Annotated in this window: 15 protein-coding genes; 2 read left to right on the top strand and 13 right to left on the bottom strand. The window is 49.9% G+C overall.

Annotation, left to right across the window (positions count from 1 at the left end; genetic code table 11):
• Positions 1-42 precede the first annotated feature (42 nt).
• The 12 genes from hisI to hisC all read right to left on the bottom strand — a co-directional run bounded on the left by hisI (position 43) and on the right by hisC (position 9,596).
• Complete coding sequence (hisI, locus tag EL309_RS07510; protein ID WP_004283878.1) at positions 43-441, bottom strand: phosphoribosyl-AMP cyclohydrolase; 399 nt, start codon at positions 439-441, stop codon at positions 43-45.
• A gap of 79 nt (positions 442-520) precedes the next feature.
• On the bottom strand, positions 521-2,014 hold the full coding sequence (locus tag EL309_RS07505; RefSeq protein WP_040669829.1) for an amidase: 1,494 nt from the start codon (positions 2,012-2,014) through the stop codon (positions 521-523).
• 59 nt (positions 2,015-2,073) lie between these two features.
• Positions 2,074-2,538 (bottom strand): copper resistance protein NlpE N-terminal domain-containing protein, encoded by a 465-nt coding sequence (locus EL309_RS07500; protein WP_004283882.1) that lies wholly within the window; start codon positions 2,536-2,538, stop codon positions 2,074-2,076.
• A gap of 40 nt (positions 2,539-2,578) precedes the next feature.
• Positions 2,579-3,337: a sulfite exporter TauE/SafE family protein gene (locus EL309_RS07495; protein ID WP_004283884.1), complete on the bottom strand. Its 759-nt coding sequence runs from the start codon at positions 3,335-3,337 to the stop codon at positions 2,579-2,581.
• 202 nt (positions 3,338-3,539) lie between these two features.
• Positions 3,540-4,085, bottom strand: coding sequence for a CreA family protein (locus tag EL309_RS07490; RefSeq protein ID WP_040669803.1), 546 nt, complete (start codon positions 4,083-4,085; stop codon positions 3,540-3,542).
• A 58-nt stretch (positions 4,086-4,143) separates the two neighbouring features.
• The gene (gene hisF / locus EL309_RS07485; RefSeq protein WP_040669805.1) at positions 4,144-4,911 is read right to left on the bottom strand and encodes an imidazole glycerol phosphate synthase subunit HisF; all 768 of its coding nucleotides are present in this window, start codon (positions 4,909-4,911) and stop codon (positions 4,144-4,146) included.
• A 41-nt stretch (positions 4,912-4,952) separates the two neighbouring features.
• Positions 4,953-5,276, bottom strand: a complete 324-nt coding sequence (locus EL309_RS07480; protein ID WP_004283888.1) for a hypothetical protein — start codon at positions 5,274-5,276, stop codon at positions 4,953-4,955.
• Positions 5,277-5,381: 105 nt separating this feature from the next.
• The gene (hisA, locus tag EL309_RS07475; RefSeq protein ID WP_004283890.1) at positions 5,382-6,125 is read right to left on the bottom strand and encodes a 1-(5-phosphoribosyl)-5-[(5-phosphoribosylamino)methylideneamino]imidazole-4-carboxamide isomerase; all 744 of its coding nucleotides are present in this window, start codon (positions 6,123-6,125) and stop codon (positions 5,382-5,384) included.
• Positions 6,126-6,216: 91 nt separating this feature from the next.
• Positions 6,217-6,861 carry an imidazole glycerol phosphate synthase subunit HisH gene (gene hisH / locus EL309_RS07470; RefSeq protein ID WP_004283892.1) on the bottom strand — a complete coding sequence of 215 codons (645 nt, stop codon included), beginning with the start codon at positions 6,859-6,861 and terminating at the stop codon, positions 6,217-6,219.
• Between the two features lie 138 nt (positions 6,862-6,999).
• The gene (locus tag EL309_RS07465) at positions 7,000-7,407 is read right to left on the bottom strand and encodes a hypothetical protein (protein WP_004283894.1); all 408 of its coding nucleotides are present in this window, start codon (positions 7,405-7,407) and stop codon (positions 7,000-7,002) included.
• A gap of 100 nt (positions 7,408-7,507) precedes the next feature.
• The gene (hisB, locus tag EL309_RS07460; RefSeq protein ID WP_004283896.1) at positions 7,508-8,449 is read right to left on the bottom strand and encodes an imidazoleglycerol-phosphate dehydratase HisB; all 942 of its coding nucleotides are present in this window, start codon (positions 8,447-8,449) and stop codon (positions 7,508-7,510) included.
• 67 nt (positions 8,450-8,516) lie between these two features.
• Entirely contained in the window at positions 8,517-9,596 is a 1,080-nt protein-coding gene (hisC, locus tag EL309_RS07455) for a histidinol-phosphate transaminase (RefSeq protein WP_036494886.1), read from the bottom strand.
• Between the two features lie 358 nt (positions 9,597-9,954).
• Here hisC and EL309_RS07450 point away from each other — a divergent pair, with 358 nt between their 5' ends.
• Positions 9,955-10,962, top strand: coding sequence for a PhoH family protein (locus tag EL309_RS07450; protein WP_004283899.1), 1,008 nt, complete (start codon positions 9,955-9,957; stop codon positions 10,960-10,962).
• A 316-nt stretch (positions 10,963-11,278) separates the two neighbouring features.
• Here EL309_RS07450 and EL309_RS07445 read toward each other — a convergent pair whose 3' ends face one another.
• Positions 11,279-11,545 (bottom strand): hypothetical protein, encoded by a 267-nt coding sequence (locus EL309_RS07445; RefSeq protein WP_232014413.1) that lies wholly within the window; start codon positions 11,543-11,545, stop codon positions 11,279-11,281.
• Between EL309_RS07445 and EL309_RS07440 the strand changes: the two genes are divergently transcribed.
• A complete protein-coding gene (locus EL309_RS07440) occupies positions 11,523-13,703 on the top strand; it encodes a TonB-dependent receptor (RefSeq protein WP_004283901.1) in 2,181 nt (726 codons plus the stop codon). The two genes, EL309_RS07445 and EL309_RS07440, sit on opposite strands and share 23 nt — an antisense overlap.
• Positions 13,704-13,836: the final 133 nt, after the last annotated feature.

The following is a 13,836-nucleotide window of genomic DNA, read 5'->3' as shown; positions in this document are numbered from 1 at the left end:
TTTAATTGAACCGCATGGCGGCATACTGATTTCAGACAGGCATCAACCGTGCGTATGCCCGTAAATCTCTTTTTCGTCTTTCAATACCGCATCTACAATGTGCCATTCGCCATCGCGCCACACGCGGTAAAAGCAGCTTTCGCGGCCGGTATGGCAGGCAATGCCTCCGGCTTGGTCTATCAGCATAATTACCGCATCGCCGTCGCAATCCAAGCGCAGCTCGTGCACTTTTTGCGTATGCCCCGACTCTTCGCCTTTCATCCATTGCTTTTGGCGCGAACGGCTGTAATAGTGGGCATAACCCGTTTCGGCGGTTTTTTGCAGCGCTTCGGCGTTCATCCAAGCCACCATCAGCACGCGCAGGGTTTTCGCGTCTTGTGCGATGGCGCAAACTAAGCCTTTTTCATCGAATTTAACGGCATCCAGCAGTGGGTTCGGCATGTTTGTTACTCCTTTTTCAGACGGCCTTGTTGTTGCAGGCTTTCTTATACGACATTTTTTTAAGGTTGGTTATTTTATCTTATATGGACGGCTGTTTATCCGCCCACGGTTGAATCTGTTCTAATTGCGCCGCCAAGCGCAGCAGTAAATCTTCCCGCCCGCGTGCTGCGGCAAACTGTGTACCTATCGGCAGCCCGTTGTGCCAAAACAGCGGGACACTCATGGCGGGATTGCCGGTCATATTAAATGGTGCGGTGTAGCCGATGTATTGCAACGTGCGCTCGGCTTCTTTTTCAATCAAGGGGTTTTGTTTCATCAGCCAGCCTAATTTCAACGTACCGAACAGCAAACGGATGATCTTTTGCTCGGTTTCAGACGGCATGAGTTCGCCGATTTTCGGTGTGCTACGCGGGCAAATCGGTGTCATTAAGACATCGTAGCGTGTAAAAAACGCTTCGGCGGCTCGCCCCTGTGTCAGCATCACGTCACGCGCCCACGCCATTTCGCCTGCACTGATTTGCTGTCCTTGTGAAATCAACGCCCAAGTTGCCGGTTCCAACTGGCTGTGATGCAGTTTTTGCCCGGTTGCCTGTTGATGAAGATAAAGCAGTTTGGCTGTTTCACCCATCACCAAGACCCTTGCTGCACGGTTGAGTATTTTAGACGGGGAAAAATCGGGAGAGGCTTCTTCCAAATGATGCCCTGCATCTGACAACAATTTCAGACTGTGGGCAAATGCCGTTTGCGTGTCTGCATCATTTTCTCCGCCAAACCACGGCTTCTGCCAAAAAGCGATTTTCAGACGGCCTGTGTCGTGTTTGAGGCCGTCTGAAAACGATTCGGCAGGTCGGGGGCAGGCATACAGGGCGTGTGTTTGGGTTTGAGCCGCAATATCGAGAAACAGGGCGCTGTCGCGCACGCTGCGGGTCAGCACATGTTCGTTGACCAAGCCTTGCCATGCTTCGCTTTGTAACGGTTCAAAGCTGCTGCGGCCACGGCTCGGTTTCAAGCCGAAGATGCCGCAATTATGGGCGGGCATACGTATCGAACCGCCGCCGTCGCCGCCATGCGCTGCCGGCACAACACCTGCAGCAACGGCTGCCGCCGAACCGCCGCTGCTGCCGCCCGGTGTATAGCTTAAGTTCCACGGATTACGGGTAATGCCATAGATTTCTGTTTCCGTAACGGGATACGCGCCCCATTCCGGCGTGGTGGTTTTACCGAAAATGCGCAACCCCGCATTTAGATAAGCCTGAGTTAAAGCGCTGTTTTGTTTGGCTACATAATTTTTCATCATGCGCGAACCAGACCATGTGGGCGTGCCTTCCCAATCGGCGATTAAGTCTTTCAATAGAAACGGCACGCCGACTAAAGGCGCATGGGGATTTTCAGACGGCCTCTGCCATGAAAAAGCCCGTTCGCGCAAATCATGGGCCAATAAATTCAGCTTGGGATTTACCGCGTCTAAACGGTTTAAGGCCGTCTGAAGCACTTCATCGGCAGATACTTCGCCTTTGCGGATCAACTCTGCCAAGCCGACGGCATCATATTTTCTGTATTCCTCAAACTGCATGGTTTCTCCTTGTTGTACAGCAGAGCAGGCCATCGCAAGAATGCCTGTCTGAAAACCGCTCACTGCCCGGGCACAAAACTGCCGGTTTTTGCCAAACCGCAGATTTTCCCCTTGCCGTCGGGATAGGCTTTGCCGTCGTTGCCGCGCATTTGCAGGCCTTTTTCGTGAGCGAAAAACACCATATTGTCGCCCGCCGCATCCAATTGCAGCAGGCCGTCGTCGCGCCAATGGAAAGTGCCGCGTTTTTCAGACGGCAATACGCCGGCCACTCTGCCGACGTGTCGGGTAGTCAGGCTGTAATGCAGATTATCGCGCAAAACGATGGTGGCTTCGATGTAATCACAGTCGGCGCAAGGCAGTTCGCCACGATAGATGCCGACCCAAGAAGCCGAATCTTTGGTGGCAACCGGTGATAAAACTTCGCGTTCGGCTTGGAATTGGCTGCTGCTTTCGGGCGTACAGGCCGTCTGAAATAAGGCTAAGGCAAGCAGAATGTAGCGGTAGGATTTTGCAGGCATGTTCATGAATTTATCTTTTGAAATCCGTGTTTTCAGACGGCCTTATTTACTTCAAAAACGCCGCGACCACGGCCACAACCGTCATCACAAATAAAATCGTGCGCAAGGTGTTGGGTGAGAGTTTTAAGGCAATTTTCACGCCGATCATCGAACCGATGGCATTGCCTGCTGCCAGCACAAGGCCGACATCCCACCAAATCTGCCCCTGCACGATAAACACGGCCAAAGCCACGACGGTAAACGCCAGCGTGCACACCAGTTTCAAGGCGTTGGCGCGCAGCAGGTTGTAGTGCAGCACGCCCGCCAGCACGGGCAGCAAAATAAACGCGGTGCTGGCCTGCACAAAACCGCCGTAAATACCGACGGCAAACAGCAAAACCGCCGCCCCGCGCGTGTCGGACACTTTGCGTTCCTGCACGTTTTGCGGCGGCAATAAAAGCTGCGGTTTGAGAAAAGTGAGCGTGGCCACACCGAGAATGCAGACGAGCAAAGCGGGTTTCAGAATTTGATTGGGCAATACCGAAGCCAACACGGAGCCGACCAAACCGCCGAATATCATCGGCAGCAAAATGCCGCGCAAATCGTGTGTAGGCAACGCGCCGGCGTTTCTAAACCCTCTGATGCCGGTGAGAGACTGGAAAAAAATGCCGACGCGGTTGCTGGCGTTGGCAATATCGGGCGGCACGCCGAAGGCCATCAACAGCGGCAGAATCAGATTGGAACCGCCGCCCGCCAAAATGTTGATGATGCTGGCTAAAATGCCCAGCACGGCAATCGCCGCATAATGCCAAAGGGTTAAATCCATGCTGCTCCGATCTGTTTGTAGCTTGGTAGAAGCCTAGGGCTTTCAGACGGCCTGAAGTTTATAAAATAAACTTATTTTTATCATAGTTTCGTCATACTCGGGCTTGACCCGAGTATCTTTGATTCCAGTAATCTTATCAAAGATGCTCGGGTCAAGCCCGAGCATGACGAACGTACTCTTTCAAATGAAGTTCATTTGCTCTTTATTTCCGGGCAAGCGTAACGATGCACGAGCCGTGAATCTGCTGGTTTGGCTGCACGCTCACCTTGGCAGCGTCCAGCGGTGCGCCGGTGTAGCAGGAGAAAGCGTCCATCGAGTTTTTCGGCGAACCTTGAATCACTTTGTCGCTGTACACCATGTATGAAAACACTTTGCGGTTGGGATCATAGTAGCGCATCACTTGCAGGGTCTTGAAAATAAAGCTGGAGCCTTTTTTGAAAATCTTTTGCGGCTTGGCCACTTCAGCTTCGTTATAGCTGATTTGCGGCGCAGTCTGCACGCAGGAAACGGAAGCGTCGGACGCGTCTTCTTCCAAGTTTACCGCTTCTTTCAAACCGCCTTTTTTGGCATAGGAAATATAGCAGGTAACGCCTTTAATTTGCGGATCGTCAAACGCATGAATCTCAATGCGGTCGTTTTTGCCGAGCATGTTGAACACGGTGCTTGCCTCGCCGATTTTTTCGGTATTGCCACCACCGCACGCGGCCAACAGGGAAGACATCAATACAATTGGAATGAATTTTTTCATATCGGTTTCTTTCTTTTCAGACGGCCTCAACGGTTGGGAGGCCGTCTGAAAGTGAATATTACAAACGCACTTCGATACCCGCTGCGCGCATGGCTTCTTTGGCTTCGCGGATGCTCACTTCGCCGAAATGGAAAATGCTGGCGGCCAGCACGGCATCGGCTTTGCCTTCTTTCACGCCGTCAATCAGATGCTGCACATTACCCACGCCGCCTGAGGCGATAACGGGAATATCCACCGCTTCGCTGATGGCGCGGGTAAGCGGCAGGTTGAAGCCGATTTTGGTGCCGTCTCTGTCCATGCTGGTAAGCAGAATTTCACCTGCGCCGCGCGCCTGCATGTTTTGCGCCCATTCGACCGCATCAATGCCCGTGGCTTTGCGTCCGCCGTGGGTAAATACTTCCCAGCGGGTGTTTTCGGGATTGACGGCTTTGGCATCAATCGCCACCACAATCGCTTGCGAACCGAAAAAGCTGCTGGCTTCGTTCACCAAATCGGGGTTGGTTACGGCGGCGGTGTTGATGCTGGCTTTGTCGGCACCCGCATTGAGCAGGCGGCGCACATCAGCTACGGAGCGCACGCCGCCGCCGACGGTAAGCGGGATAAACACTTGCGAGGCGACTTCTTCAATCACATGCAGAATGGTGTCGCGGTTGTCGGAAGAAGCGGTGATGTCGAGAAAGGTCAGCTCGTCGGCACCTTCGTCGTTGTAGCGTTTGGCTACGTCAACCGGATTGCCGGCATCGCGCAAGCCGACGAAGTTGACACCTTTGACAACGCGGCCGTTGTCCACGTCCAAACAGGGGATAATGCGTTTTGCTAAAGCCATGTATTCTGCCCTCATAATTAAGGCTGCCGAAGCAGCCTGTTTCAAATCTTTGCCAACCAAGAAGCAACCCAAATATCGGCTTGCCCGGCCAGATGATAATAACCTACCGCAATGGCAATCGACATTGCAATCGTGATCATAAAATTAACCGACAATTTTTGGATAAGCATCAATGCCGCGATCACATAGCACCACAATAAAGCCGTTTCCAAAGCCCAAAGCAGGCTGAAAGCCGGAAAATGAAACTCTAAGGCCGAAGTGAGCAAAACATTGACTAAAATAAACATCAAACTTTCATAGAAAATATTGACGTCCCGTTCATCCGACCACAATACCCAAAAACCCAAAATAAATGCTGAAAGCATTTACAAATTCCCCAATTTAATAATGTTTGCGGCATCCCAATAGCCTTTCCGGATACCGCTGTTTGTTAAAGACGATTTATTTAATAGTTGGTTTAATTATATATTTTATGCTTGAGCCAAAGTATCGGCCAATTTTTGCGCTTCGGCAAAATCAATGCTGCCTTCATAGATAGCACGTCCGGTAATCGCGCCGGCCACACCGCTTTTTTCTACGGCACATAAAGCACAAATGTCGTCCAAATCAGTAAGGCCGCCTGAAGCAATCACCGGAATGTTAACCGCTTCCGCCAACTTAACGGTCGCATCGATGTTGACGCCGCTCATCATGCCGTCGCGGCCGATATCGGTATAGATGATGCTGTTTACGCCGTCATCTTCAAACTGCTTGCTCAAATCGATAACGTGATGTTCGGTTACCGTTGCCCAACCGTCAATCGCTACCATGCCGTCTTTCGCATCCAAACCCACAATAATATGCCCCGGAAACGCCTTGCAGGCTTCGCGTACAAATTCGGGATTTTTGACCGCTGCCGTACCGATAATGACATCTTTCAAACCTAATTCGAGATACTTTTCAATGGTTGCCATATCGCGGATACCGCCGCCCAATTGGACGGGAATATCATGCGACACCGCTTGAAGGATTTCCCGGATGGCTTCCAGATTTTTCGGTTTGCCGGCAAAAGCACCGTCCAAATCTACCAAATGCAGACGTCTTGCTCCCTGCTTCAACCAATGCAGTGCCGTTTCTGCCGGTTTGTCGGAAAATACAGTGGCTTGATCCATCAAACCTTGCTTCAGGCGCACGCAGCTGCCTTCTTTTAAATCGATCGCAGGGATAAGTAACATTTTCTTTCCATTAATCAAAAGGATGAATAAATAGATTTATGTATACAAACAAAACGGCCTATCATGACAGGCCGCGCTTATTTTACACATTTTATCCATTCCAATGCAAAAAATTACGTAGCAATAATAAACCGCCATCATGGCTTTTTTCGGTATGGAATTGCGTTGCAAATACGTTCTCTTTTCCAACGATACAAGCAAATTCGTGCGGATACTCACTGGTTCCTAATATAATATTGCTATCTTTGGGAGAGAAATAATAGCTATGAACAAAATAAAAGCGGGTATTGTCATCAATATCTTTAAATAAGGGATGGCTTTGCTTCTGACGGACATTGTTCCAGCCCATATGCGGCACTTTCAATTTGTTGCCGTCCGCATCCGACATATCGGAGGCAAAGCGTTTCACTTCGCCTTCAAACCAGCCCAGCCCCGGCGTATCACCTTCTTCACTGTGCTCAAACAATAATTGCGCACCGACGCAAATACCGAAAAAAGGTTTGTTTTTCAGACCGTCTGAAACTGCTTCGCCCAAACCGCTGCGCTTAAGCGCGCCCATACAGTCGGGCATCGCGCCCTGCCCCGGGAAAATGATTTTGTCGGCGGCAAAGACCACATCAGGCTGGTCGGTCAAAACAATCTCAGCCTGCACGTCCGCCAGCTTTTGTGCGGCACATACCGATTTATAAACAGAATGCAGATTACCCATACCGTAATCGACAATAGCTACTTTCATCCAATTCCCTTTTTATTTTTCAGACGGCCTCTCGGGCGTATGTCATCATACCTATGCAGGACGGCAATATTTTCATCCGCCATACCGCGACAATATAACGACATTGGGTTTCCCACTTAAATAATACTGATTATTTGATTATGGCAGGCGGTTTGACCTTTTCTCGCCCAAACGAACCACGACATAACCAATCAATGCAAACACGAAAAACAGCAACAGCATCCACGCAATGCCCTGCAATGACTCGATAACGGTTCGGTAAATTTCCAAGATCCAGCGTTCCGTTGTCAATTGGATCACTTCATTTTTATCGTCCGATACACGACGCAGCGGCGTAATATATTTTTCCAGCTCGTAAATCCGTACGCCGGCAGACACACCGACCACCATTAAGGCAAATTTGATATAGCGAACCCATGCTTCGTGTATGGGGTCGTCGATAATGCGGTGGACTATGGCATGCAACGGACGGCTGAACAATTTCATCACGGCAAACGATACTGCAAACGCCAGTAAAAACGTGACCAAAAGCAAAGTAACAAACATCTTTTTGTCTTCCTGCTGTTTATTGCCGATAAGGCCGTCTGAAAATCACACGTTGTTTTTCAGACGGCCTCAACACTTTTCAGACGGCCTAAACAGAATATCAAGCAGTCAGCGTGCCTTTGGTTGAAGGCATCTTACCGGCCATACGCTCATCGTATTCCACCGCCATACGCAGAGCACGACCAAAGGCCTTAAATACCGTTTCCGCCTGATGGTGGGCATTATAGCCGCGCAAATTGTCGATATGCAGCGTCATCATACTGTGGTTGACCAATCCGTGGAAAAATTCACTGAACAAATCCACATCAAAACGCCCGATCATCGCGCGCGTAAATTCGATGTTATAAGTCAAACCCGGGCGGCCTGACAAATCCAACACCACGCGGCTCAAAGCTTCATCTAAAGGAACGTAGCTGTGGCCGTAGCGGCGGATACCCGCCTTATTACCCAAAGCCTGCTTCAAAGCCTGACCCAAGGTAATACCGATGTCTTCCACGGTGTGGTGGTCGTCGATATGCAGATCACCTTTGCAGGTAATGTCCAAATCGATCAAACCGTGACGGGCAATCTGATCCAGCATGTGCTCCAAAAACGGCACGCCCGTATCGCAACGGCATTGTCCCGTCCCGTCCAAGTTCAAAGAAACCGTAATCTGGGTTTCGCTGGTATGCCGGCTCACCGTAACGGCACGCGGACCGGCCGGCTGATGAATATGGGAAGGTGAGCCGATAACAATGGAAGAGTTGCCCGAACCGGTATTCGAACCGATTCCGACCGCAACATTTTCCGAAGGTGTGCTACTGTTATCACGCCCCATCCAGCCTTCAGGCTTATTCATACCGGCTTCCAACTTGGCCACAACCGAACGGGCAATACCGCGTCCTTGATCGCCTTCGGCTTTCTGCTTTTCCAAACGGCGCTTAACCTGAAACAGAGATGCGGATTTGTCATAACCGCAACGGCGTGCCAATTCGGCTAAAGAACCGGCTTCTTTAATTAAAAGGTAAAGATTTTGTAAATGAATTTCTGCTTGAGTCATCATGATTCTGTCTGTAAAACTATAAAAAATTTATTATTGTGGATTCAAAGTATATAGGCCGTCTGAAAATTTAGGCATAAAGCCCCTTCATCACGGTCAATACGGCATCGTTTGCTTCACGCGAGCCGACGGTAATGCGCACACACTCATCCAACAGCGGATGCGAACCGTGCAATTTCTTAATTAAAATCTTGTGTTCTTTCAACTTTTCAAACAAAGCCAGCGCATCGGGAACACGGACGGTAATAAAATTGGTGGCACTCGGAAAAGCTTTTACTCTGTTTAGTTTGGCAATTTCCAGCTGCATTCGTTCACGCTCTGCCTTTAAAAAAACAACGGTTTCTTCAATTACATCGGCGTGCTTCATCGCAAACTTGGCCGTTGCCAAACTCAACTGGTTCATATTGTATGGCGGAACGATTTTGGCCAATTCCCTCATAATGGCGGGACAACCCGCGGCATAACCGATACGCAAGCCGGCAAAACCGATTTTACTGATGGTACGCATCACCACCAGATTTTCAATCTTCCCTGCCTGAGGCAAGAAACTGTCATCGCTAAACGCCCCATAGGCTTCGTCCACCACAACAATCCCTTTTGCCGCCGCAATCACCGCTTCCACTTGCTTGCGCTCGAAACGCAAGCCGGTAGGATTATTCGGATAAGCCAAGAAAATCAATGCCGGCTGATATTGGCGTACCGCCGCCAATACGGCTTCCAGATTCAAAGTAAAGTCGTCGTTCAAAGGCACGCCGACATATTCCATGCCGTACAAAGCCGCATTGTGCTTATACATCACAAAACTCGGCTCCACCGCCAACATCACCGCACCCGGTTTTGCAACCAGCATGGTCATCAACTGAATCAACTCGTCCGAACCGTTACCCAAAGCGATTTCTGCACATTCCGGAATCGAAAAAGCCTCACGCAAAGCCTGCTGCAAACCGGATGTTGCCGGATTGGGATAAAGATGAATCGGCGCTTCAGCCATCAAAGCCAACCATTCTTCACGCAATCCCTCTTTACGCCCAAACGGATGAAACGGACTTTCCATCGCATCCAACTTGATAAAATCCTGCGGCAAATCAGCAACATGATAAGCGGTTAATGCTTGAATATCCGAACGGATAATTTCAGTCAGCTCTGTCATTTTCACACTCTTTAAAATCTATACCAAGCCGTCTGAAAATATATTTTTCTTCAAACAGCCCATCCGAAACAAACCGGTTTTCAAATAATCACAATATAAAATTATGACATCAAACTATCAAAATCATTTAAAAACGGACTTGCAGCTACTTAATCTTTAAAAATTATAGACAACATCAGAAATGTATCATAATTCAACTATAATTTGGCGATAAATTTCGCTGTAAAAACGATAGTTTTTATAAAACTTACAATTTTAAAAGGCCGTCTGAAAAAACCACCGCCGAAACTTGTATTTCCACCGTTTCAACCCTATATATAGCCAATCATCAATACCATTTCCACAGACGAAGCCGACAATGAGCCATACCGTCCACCTACAATTCGAAGATATCGACAACACCGTACTGCAACGCCTATGCGGCGCGCTCGACAATAATCTCAATGTACTTGCCAAAGCTTTAGACATTCAAATCAGCAGACGTTTCAATAAATTTACTTTTTTAGGCGACCTCGCCCACGCCGGCCGCCGCGCCCTGCTCTCCTTGGCAAGCACCGCCGAAAGCCGCGACTTGGAAGACAGCGACATCCAGCTTGCCGCCGTCGAAGCCAAAACCGCCGACGCGCAACACGAAGAAAAACATCACGACCAGCAATACTATCTGCGTACCAAACGCGGCAGCATCGGCGGGCGTACACCGCGCCAAAACGGCTATATCCGCGCGCTGCTCAACCATGATGTTGTGTTCGGACTGGGACCTGCCGGTACGGGTAAAACCTATCTGGCCGTAGCCGCCGCCGTTGACGCGATGGAAAAACACCAAATCGAGCGCATCGTTTTAGTGCGTCCTGCCGTAGAAGCCGGTGAAAAACTCGGCTTCCTGCCCGGCGACCTCGCCCAAAAAGTCGATCCCTACCTGCGCCCGCTTTACGACGCGTTATACGACTTGATGGGCTTCGACCGCGTAACCAAGCTCTTGGAAAAAGGCTTAATCGAAATCGCGCCGCTCGCCTACATGCGCGGCCGCACGCTCAACGGCGCGTATGTGATTCTCGACGAAGCGCAAAACACCACGCCCGAGCAGATGAAGATGTTCCTCACCCGCATCGGCTTCGGTGCCAAAGCCGTGATTACCGGCGACCTGAGCCAAATCGACCTGCCACGCAACATCAAATCAGGCTTGAAAGATGCCAAAGAAAAACTCAACGGCATCGAAGGCTTGTATTTCCACACCTTCACCAGCGAAGACGTGGTGCGCCATCCTTTGGTGCAGAAAATCGTCGAAGCCTACGATGCGGCTGATGCGGCGGAAGAGCGGGAAGACAATAAACAAAGAAAGTTACTGCCCAATCAATACCACGCATAAAAATGCATACCAATCGAAACCTGAGGCCGTCTGAAAATTTCAGACGGCCTCAGTCTTACCGAATACCCAATATTGTCCAATCTTAAACAGCGGCAACTTCGAAAACAACTCCACATTTACATCCATACCACACTCTAAAGCAAGCAGACAGGTTGACTGAAAAATTCAAGGAAGCCTACGGTTTACCAGAGTATTAATGCTATTTCACAGCTTCTGTTTACATTCAAAACAAATAGGGCAAAAGTAAACATATTTGACAAATTTTTAAGCCAATTTAGAATATAAATGATTTTGGTTATCAATTTATTTTAAATTATTAAAATTCAAAATGATTTGAAATTAAATACGGTAAAACGGCCGCTTTTTCAGACGGCCAAATTTTATGCAAACCGGCGTCAGGGGTGAACGACAGCAGCCCGTAAGCTCCGATAACCGCCGGTTTGCCCCTTAAACCTGCCGAGAACACGAAATCATTAATATCTGATAAATCTGACCAAACGGCAGCAATCCGGCGCATTCGTCCCATTGCCGTACAACAACCATCTTGAGGAGTTTTTTCGATGTCCGATAAAAAAACAACCATCTTAAAAGGAAACCGCAGCCGCTCGATGATGCTCGGTGTAGGCTTACTGGCCGCAGCCATGAACCCCGCTCTAGCCGAAACCCAAAAAACCGATTTAGAAAGCGTCAAAGTACAAGGCAATAAGCCGCTCCGCAGCGGCTACAAAGCCCCCAACACCACCATCGGCAAGCGCCTGCAAGACTTACAGGACATGCCCCAAAGCGCAACCGTTATCAACCAGCAAGTTATGCGCGACCAAGCCACCAGCGACTTGAAAGGCGCATTAAAAAATGCCGGCATTACTTTCCAAGCAGGTGAAGGCGGTCAAACGGAAGTACCGATTATCCGCGGCATGCATGCGGGCGGCGATGTTTACGACGACGGCATCCGAGGTGCAGCAGCCGAATTTAACAGCGACACATTCAACACCGACCATATCGAAGTATTGAAAGGCAGCGCAGCCGTTCTGTTCGGACGCGGAGCGGCAGGCGGCGTAATCAACCAAGCCAGCAAAACACCATATATCGGAACCGGCGGCGAAGCAGCCATCAGCTTAGGCAACCGCAGCCACAGCCGTCTGACAGCCGACTTCAACCATGCCTTCAGTGACGATATTGCCGTCCGCTTCAATGCCATGGGCGAAGCACACGACTCATTCCGCAAGCCGGCCGAAACCAAAAAACTGGGGTTCGCACCGAGCATTGCCATCGGTTTGAGCGGCGATACGCAACTGGAAGCCGCATATAAATTCGAAAAAGCCGACAACACGCCCGACTTAGGCATTCCCTACCGCAAAACCGGCGACAAAACCGCCACTGCGGATCTGCGCCTGATTGATACCAACTTCGGCTACAAAAACATTGACTTTGAAAAACGCCGCAACCATACGGCCACAGCAAAGCTGAGCCACAAATTCAACGACGAAACCAAACTGACCAACACCTTGCGCTACGCCAAAAACGATTACGACTATCTGGTTTTAGCACCGCGTTGGAACTCAAGCGAAACCGCCATCCGCCGCAATTTCGGCGACTTTAAAACCATCAAATACCAAAAAAACACATGGAGTAACCAAACCGACTTCAACATCAAGTTTGAAACCGGCGCCATCAAACACGACTTATTGGCCAGCTTGGAGCTGACGCAGGAAAAACGCAAAAACTTCACCGGAGGGCAGACCTTCCAACTGAACGGTGCCAAAGCCGCAAGCAACCAAGGCCTGCCTTACGATATTGCAACAGGTAAATTTGCTGATGGCAAAGTAACGGTAATGCGCGACCCCAAACACAACTCAACCCTGACGACGCGCACAATCGGTCTCGGCCTTAACGACATTATGGAACTGACCCCCACAGTCAAAGCCGTTGCAGGCGTGCGCTTCAACCGCATCAGTACCAAAAACAAAGCGATTCTCACCAATGTCAACAGTAAAGATGCCGACCGTTCCGACAATATCTGGACATACAGTGGCAGCCTGATTTGGGATTACCTGCCCGGCCACAATGTTTACGCTGCCTACAACACCGCCACCACACCCGTGGCCTACCGCGTAACCGGTCAATCCGATAGTCTCGACGACTCTCAACTGGTTGCCGAACCGGAAAAAACCCGCACTTTCGAAATTGGCACCAAAAACGCCTTCTTCGACGATGCACTAACCGTAAACGCCGCCCTGTTCCACACCAAAAAAACCCAGCAATATTACCGTGATGCAGGCTTTATCGACTGGTCCAAGGTGTACGGCTTAGACGTAGAAGTAGCCGGCCGCATCACCGACCGCCTGAACATGATCGCCAACATCGTGGCCAGCAACGGCAAAATGAAAGCCACCAATCCCAAAACCAAGCAGCTTGACGGACACTTCCCCGAAGCAGCCGCCAAGTTCACCGCCAACCTGTGGACCAACTACCGCATTACCGACAACGTCAATGCCGGTTTGGGTATCCGCCATATCAGCGACCGCTATACCCACAATCCAAGCAGCAAAGGCGACATTGTGCAAAAACTGCCTGCCTATACCGCAGTTGATGCCATGACCAGCTACGAAAACCGAAAATACCGCGCTCAACTCAACGTGAACAATGTGTTTGACAAAAAACACTTCACCACAGGCCACCGCCGCCAAGCCGTACCGGGCGACCGCCGTACGATATTGGCAACTTTCGGTTATAAATTCTAAACGCTCCCTGTAGCCATCAGGCCGTCTGAAAACCCTAATTCCCTCAAATTTTCAGACGGCCTCTTCCAACTCAAGAGCCCTTAAACTCAATATCACGGCATACCGGCCATATTCAGTTTACCGACTTACCACC

It is taken from the genome of Neisseria weaveri, assembly GCF_900638685.1.
Classification (GTDB): Bacteria; Pseudomonadota; Gammaproteobacteria; order Burkholderiales; family Neisseriaceae; genus Neisseria; species Neisseria weaveri.
The sequence above is the reverse complement of the archived record's forward strand: the minus strand, read 5'-3'. Positions and strand labels throughout refer to the sequence as shown.

Coding starts and splice junctions, on each gene's coding strand:
- hisI (WP_004283878.1), bottom strand. CDS start 441: ATGCCGAACCCACTGCTGGATGCCGTTAAATTCGATGAAAAAGGCTTA.
- EL309_RS07505 (WP_040669829.1), bottom strand. CDS start 2,014: ATGCAGTTTGAGGAATACAGAAAATATGATGCCGTCGGCTTGGCAGAG.
- EL309_RS07500 (WP_004283882.1), bottom strand. CDS start 2,538: ATGAACATGCCTGCAAAATCCTACCGCTACATTCTGCTTGCCTTAGCC.
- EL309_RS07495 (WP_004283884.1), bottom strand. CDS start 3,337: ATGGATTTAACCCTTTGGCATTATGCGGCGATTGCCGTGCTGGGCATT.
- EL309_RS07490 (WP_040669803.1), bottom strand. CDS start 4,085: ATGAAAAAATTCATTCCAATTGTATTGATGTCTTCCCTGTTGGCCGCG.
- hisF (WP_040669805.1), bottom strand. CDS start 4,911: ATGGCTTTAGCAAAACGCATTATCCCCTGTTTGGACGTGGACAACGGC.
- EL309_RS07480 (WP_004283888.1), bottom strand. CDS start 5,276: ATGCTTTCAGCATTTATTTTGGGTTTTTGGGTATTGTGGTCGGATGAA.
- hisA (WP_004283890.1), bottom strand. CDS start 6,125: ATGTTACTTATCCCTGCGATCGATTTAAAAGAAGGCAGCTGCGTGCGC.
- hisH (WP_004283892.1), bottom strand. CDS start 6,861: ATGAAAGTAGCTATTGTCGATTACGGTATGGGTAATCTGCATTCTGTT.
- EL309_RS07465 (WP_004283894.1), bottom strand. CDS start 7,407: ATGTTTGTTACTTTGCTTTTGGTCACGTTTTTACTGGCGTTTGCAGTA.
- hisB (WP_004283896.1), bottom strand. CDS start 8,449: ATGATGACTCAAGCAGAAATTCATTTACAAAATCTTTACCTTTTAATT.
- hisC (WP_036494886.1), bottom strand. CDS start 9,596: ATGACAGAGCTGACTGAAATTATCCGTTCGGATATTCAAGCATTAACC.
- EL309_RS07450 (WP_004283899.1), top strand. CDS start 9,955: ATGAGCCATACCGTCCACCTACAATTCGAAGATATCGACAACACCGTA.
- EL309_RS07440 (WP_004283901.1), top strand. CDS start 11,523: ATGTCCGATAAAAAAACAACCATCTTAAAAGGAAACCGCAGCCGCTCG.
- EL309_RS07445 (WP_232014413.1), bottom strand. CDS start 11,545: ATGGTTGTTTTTTTATCGGACATCGAAAAAACTCCTCAAGATGGTTGT.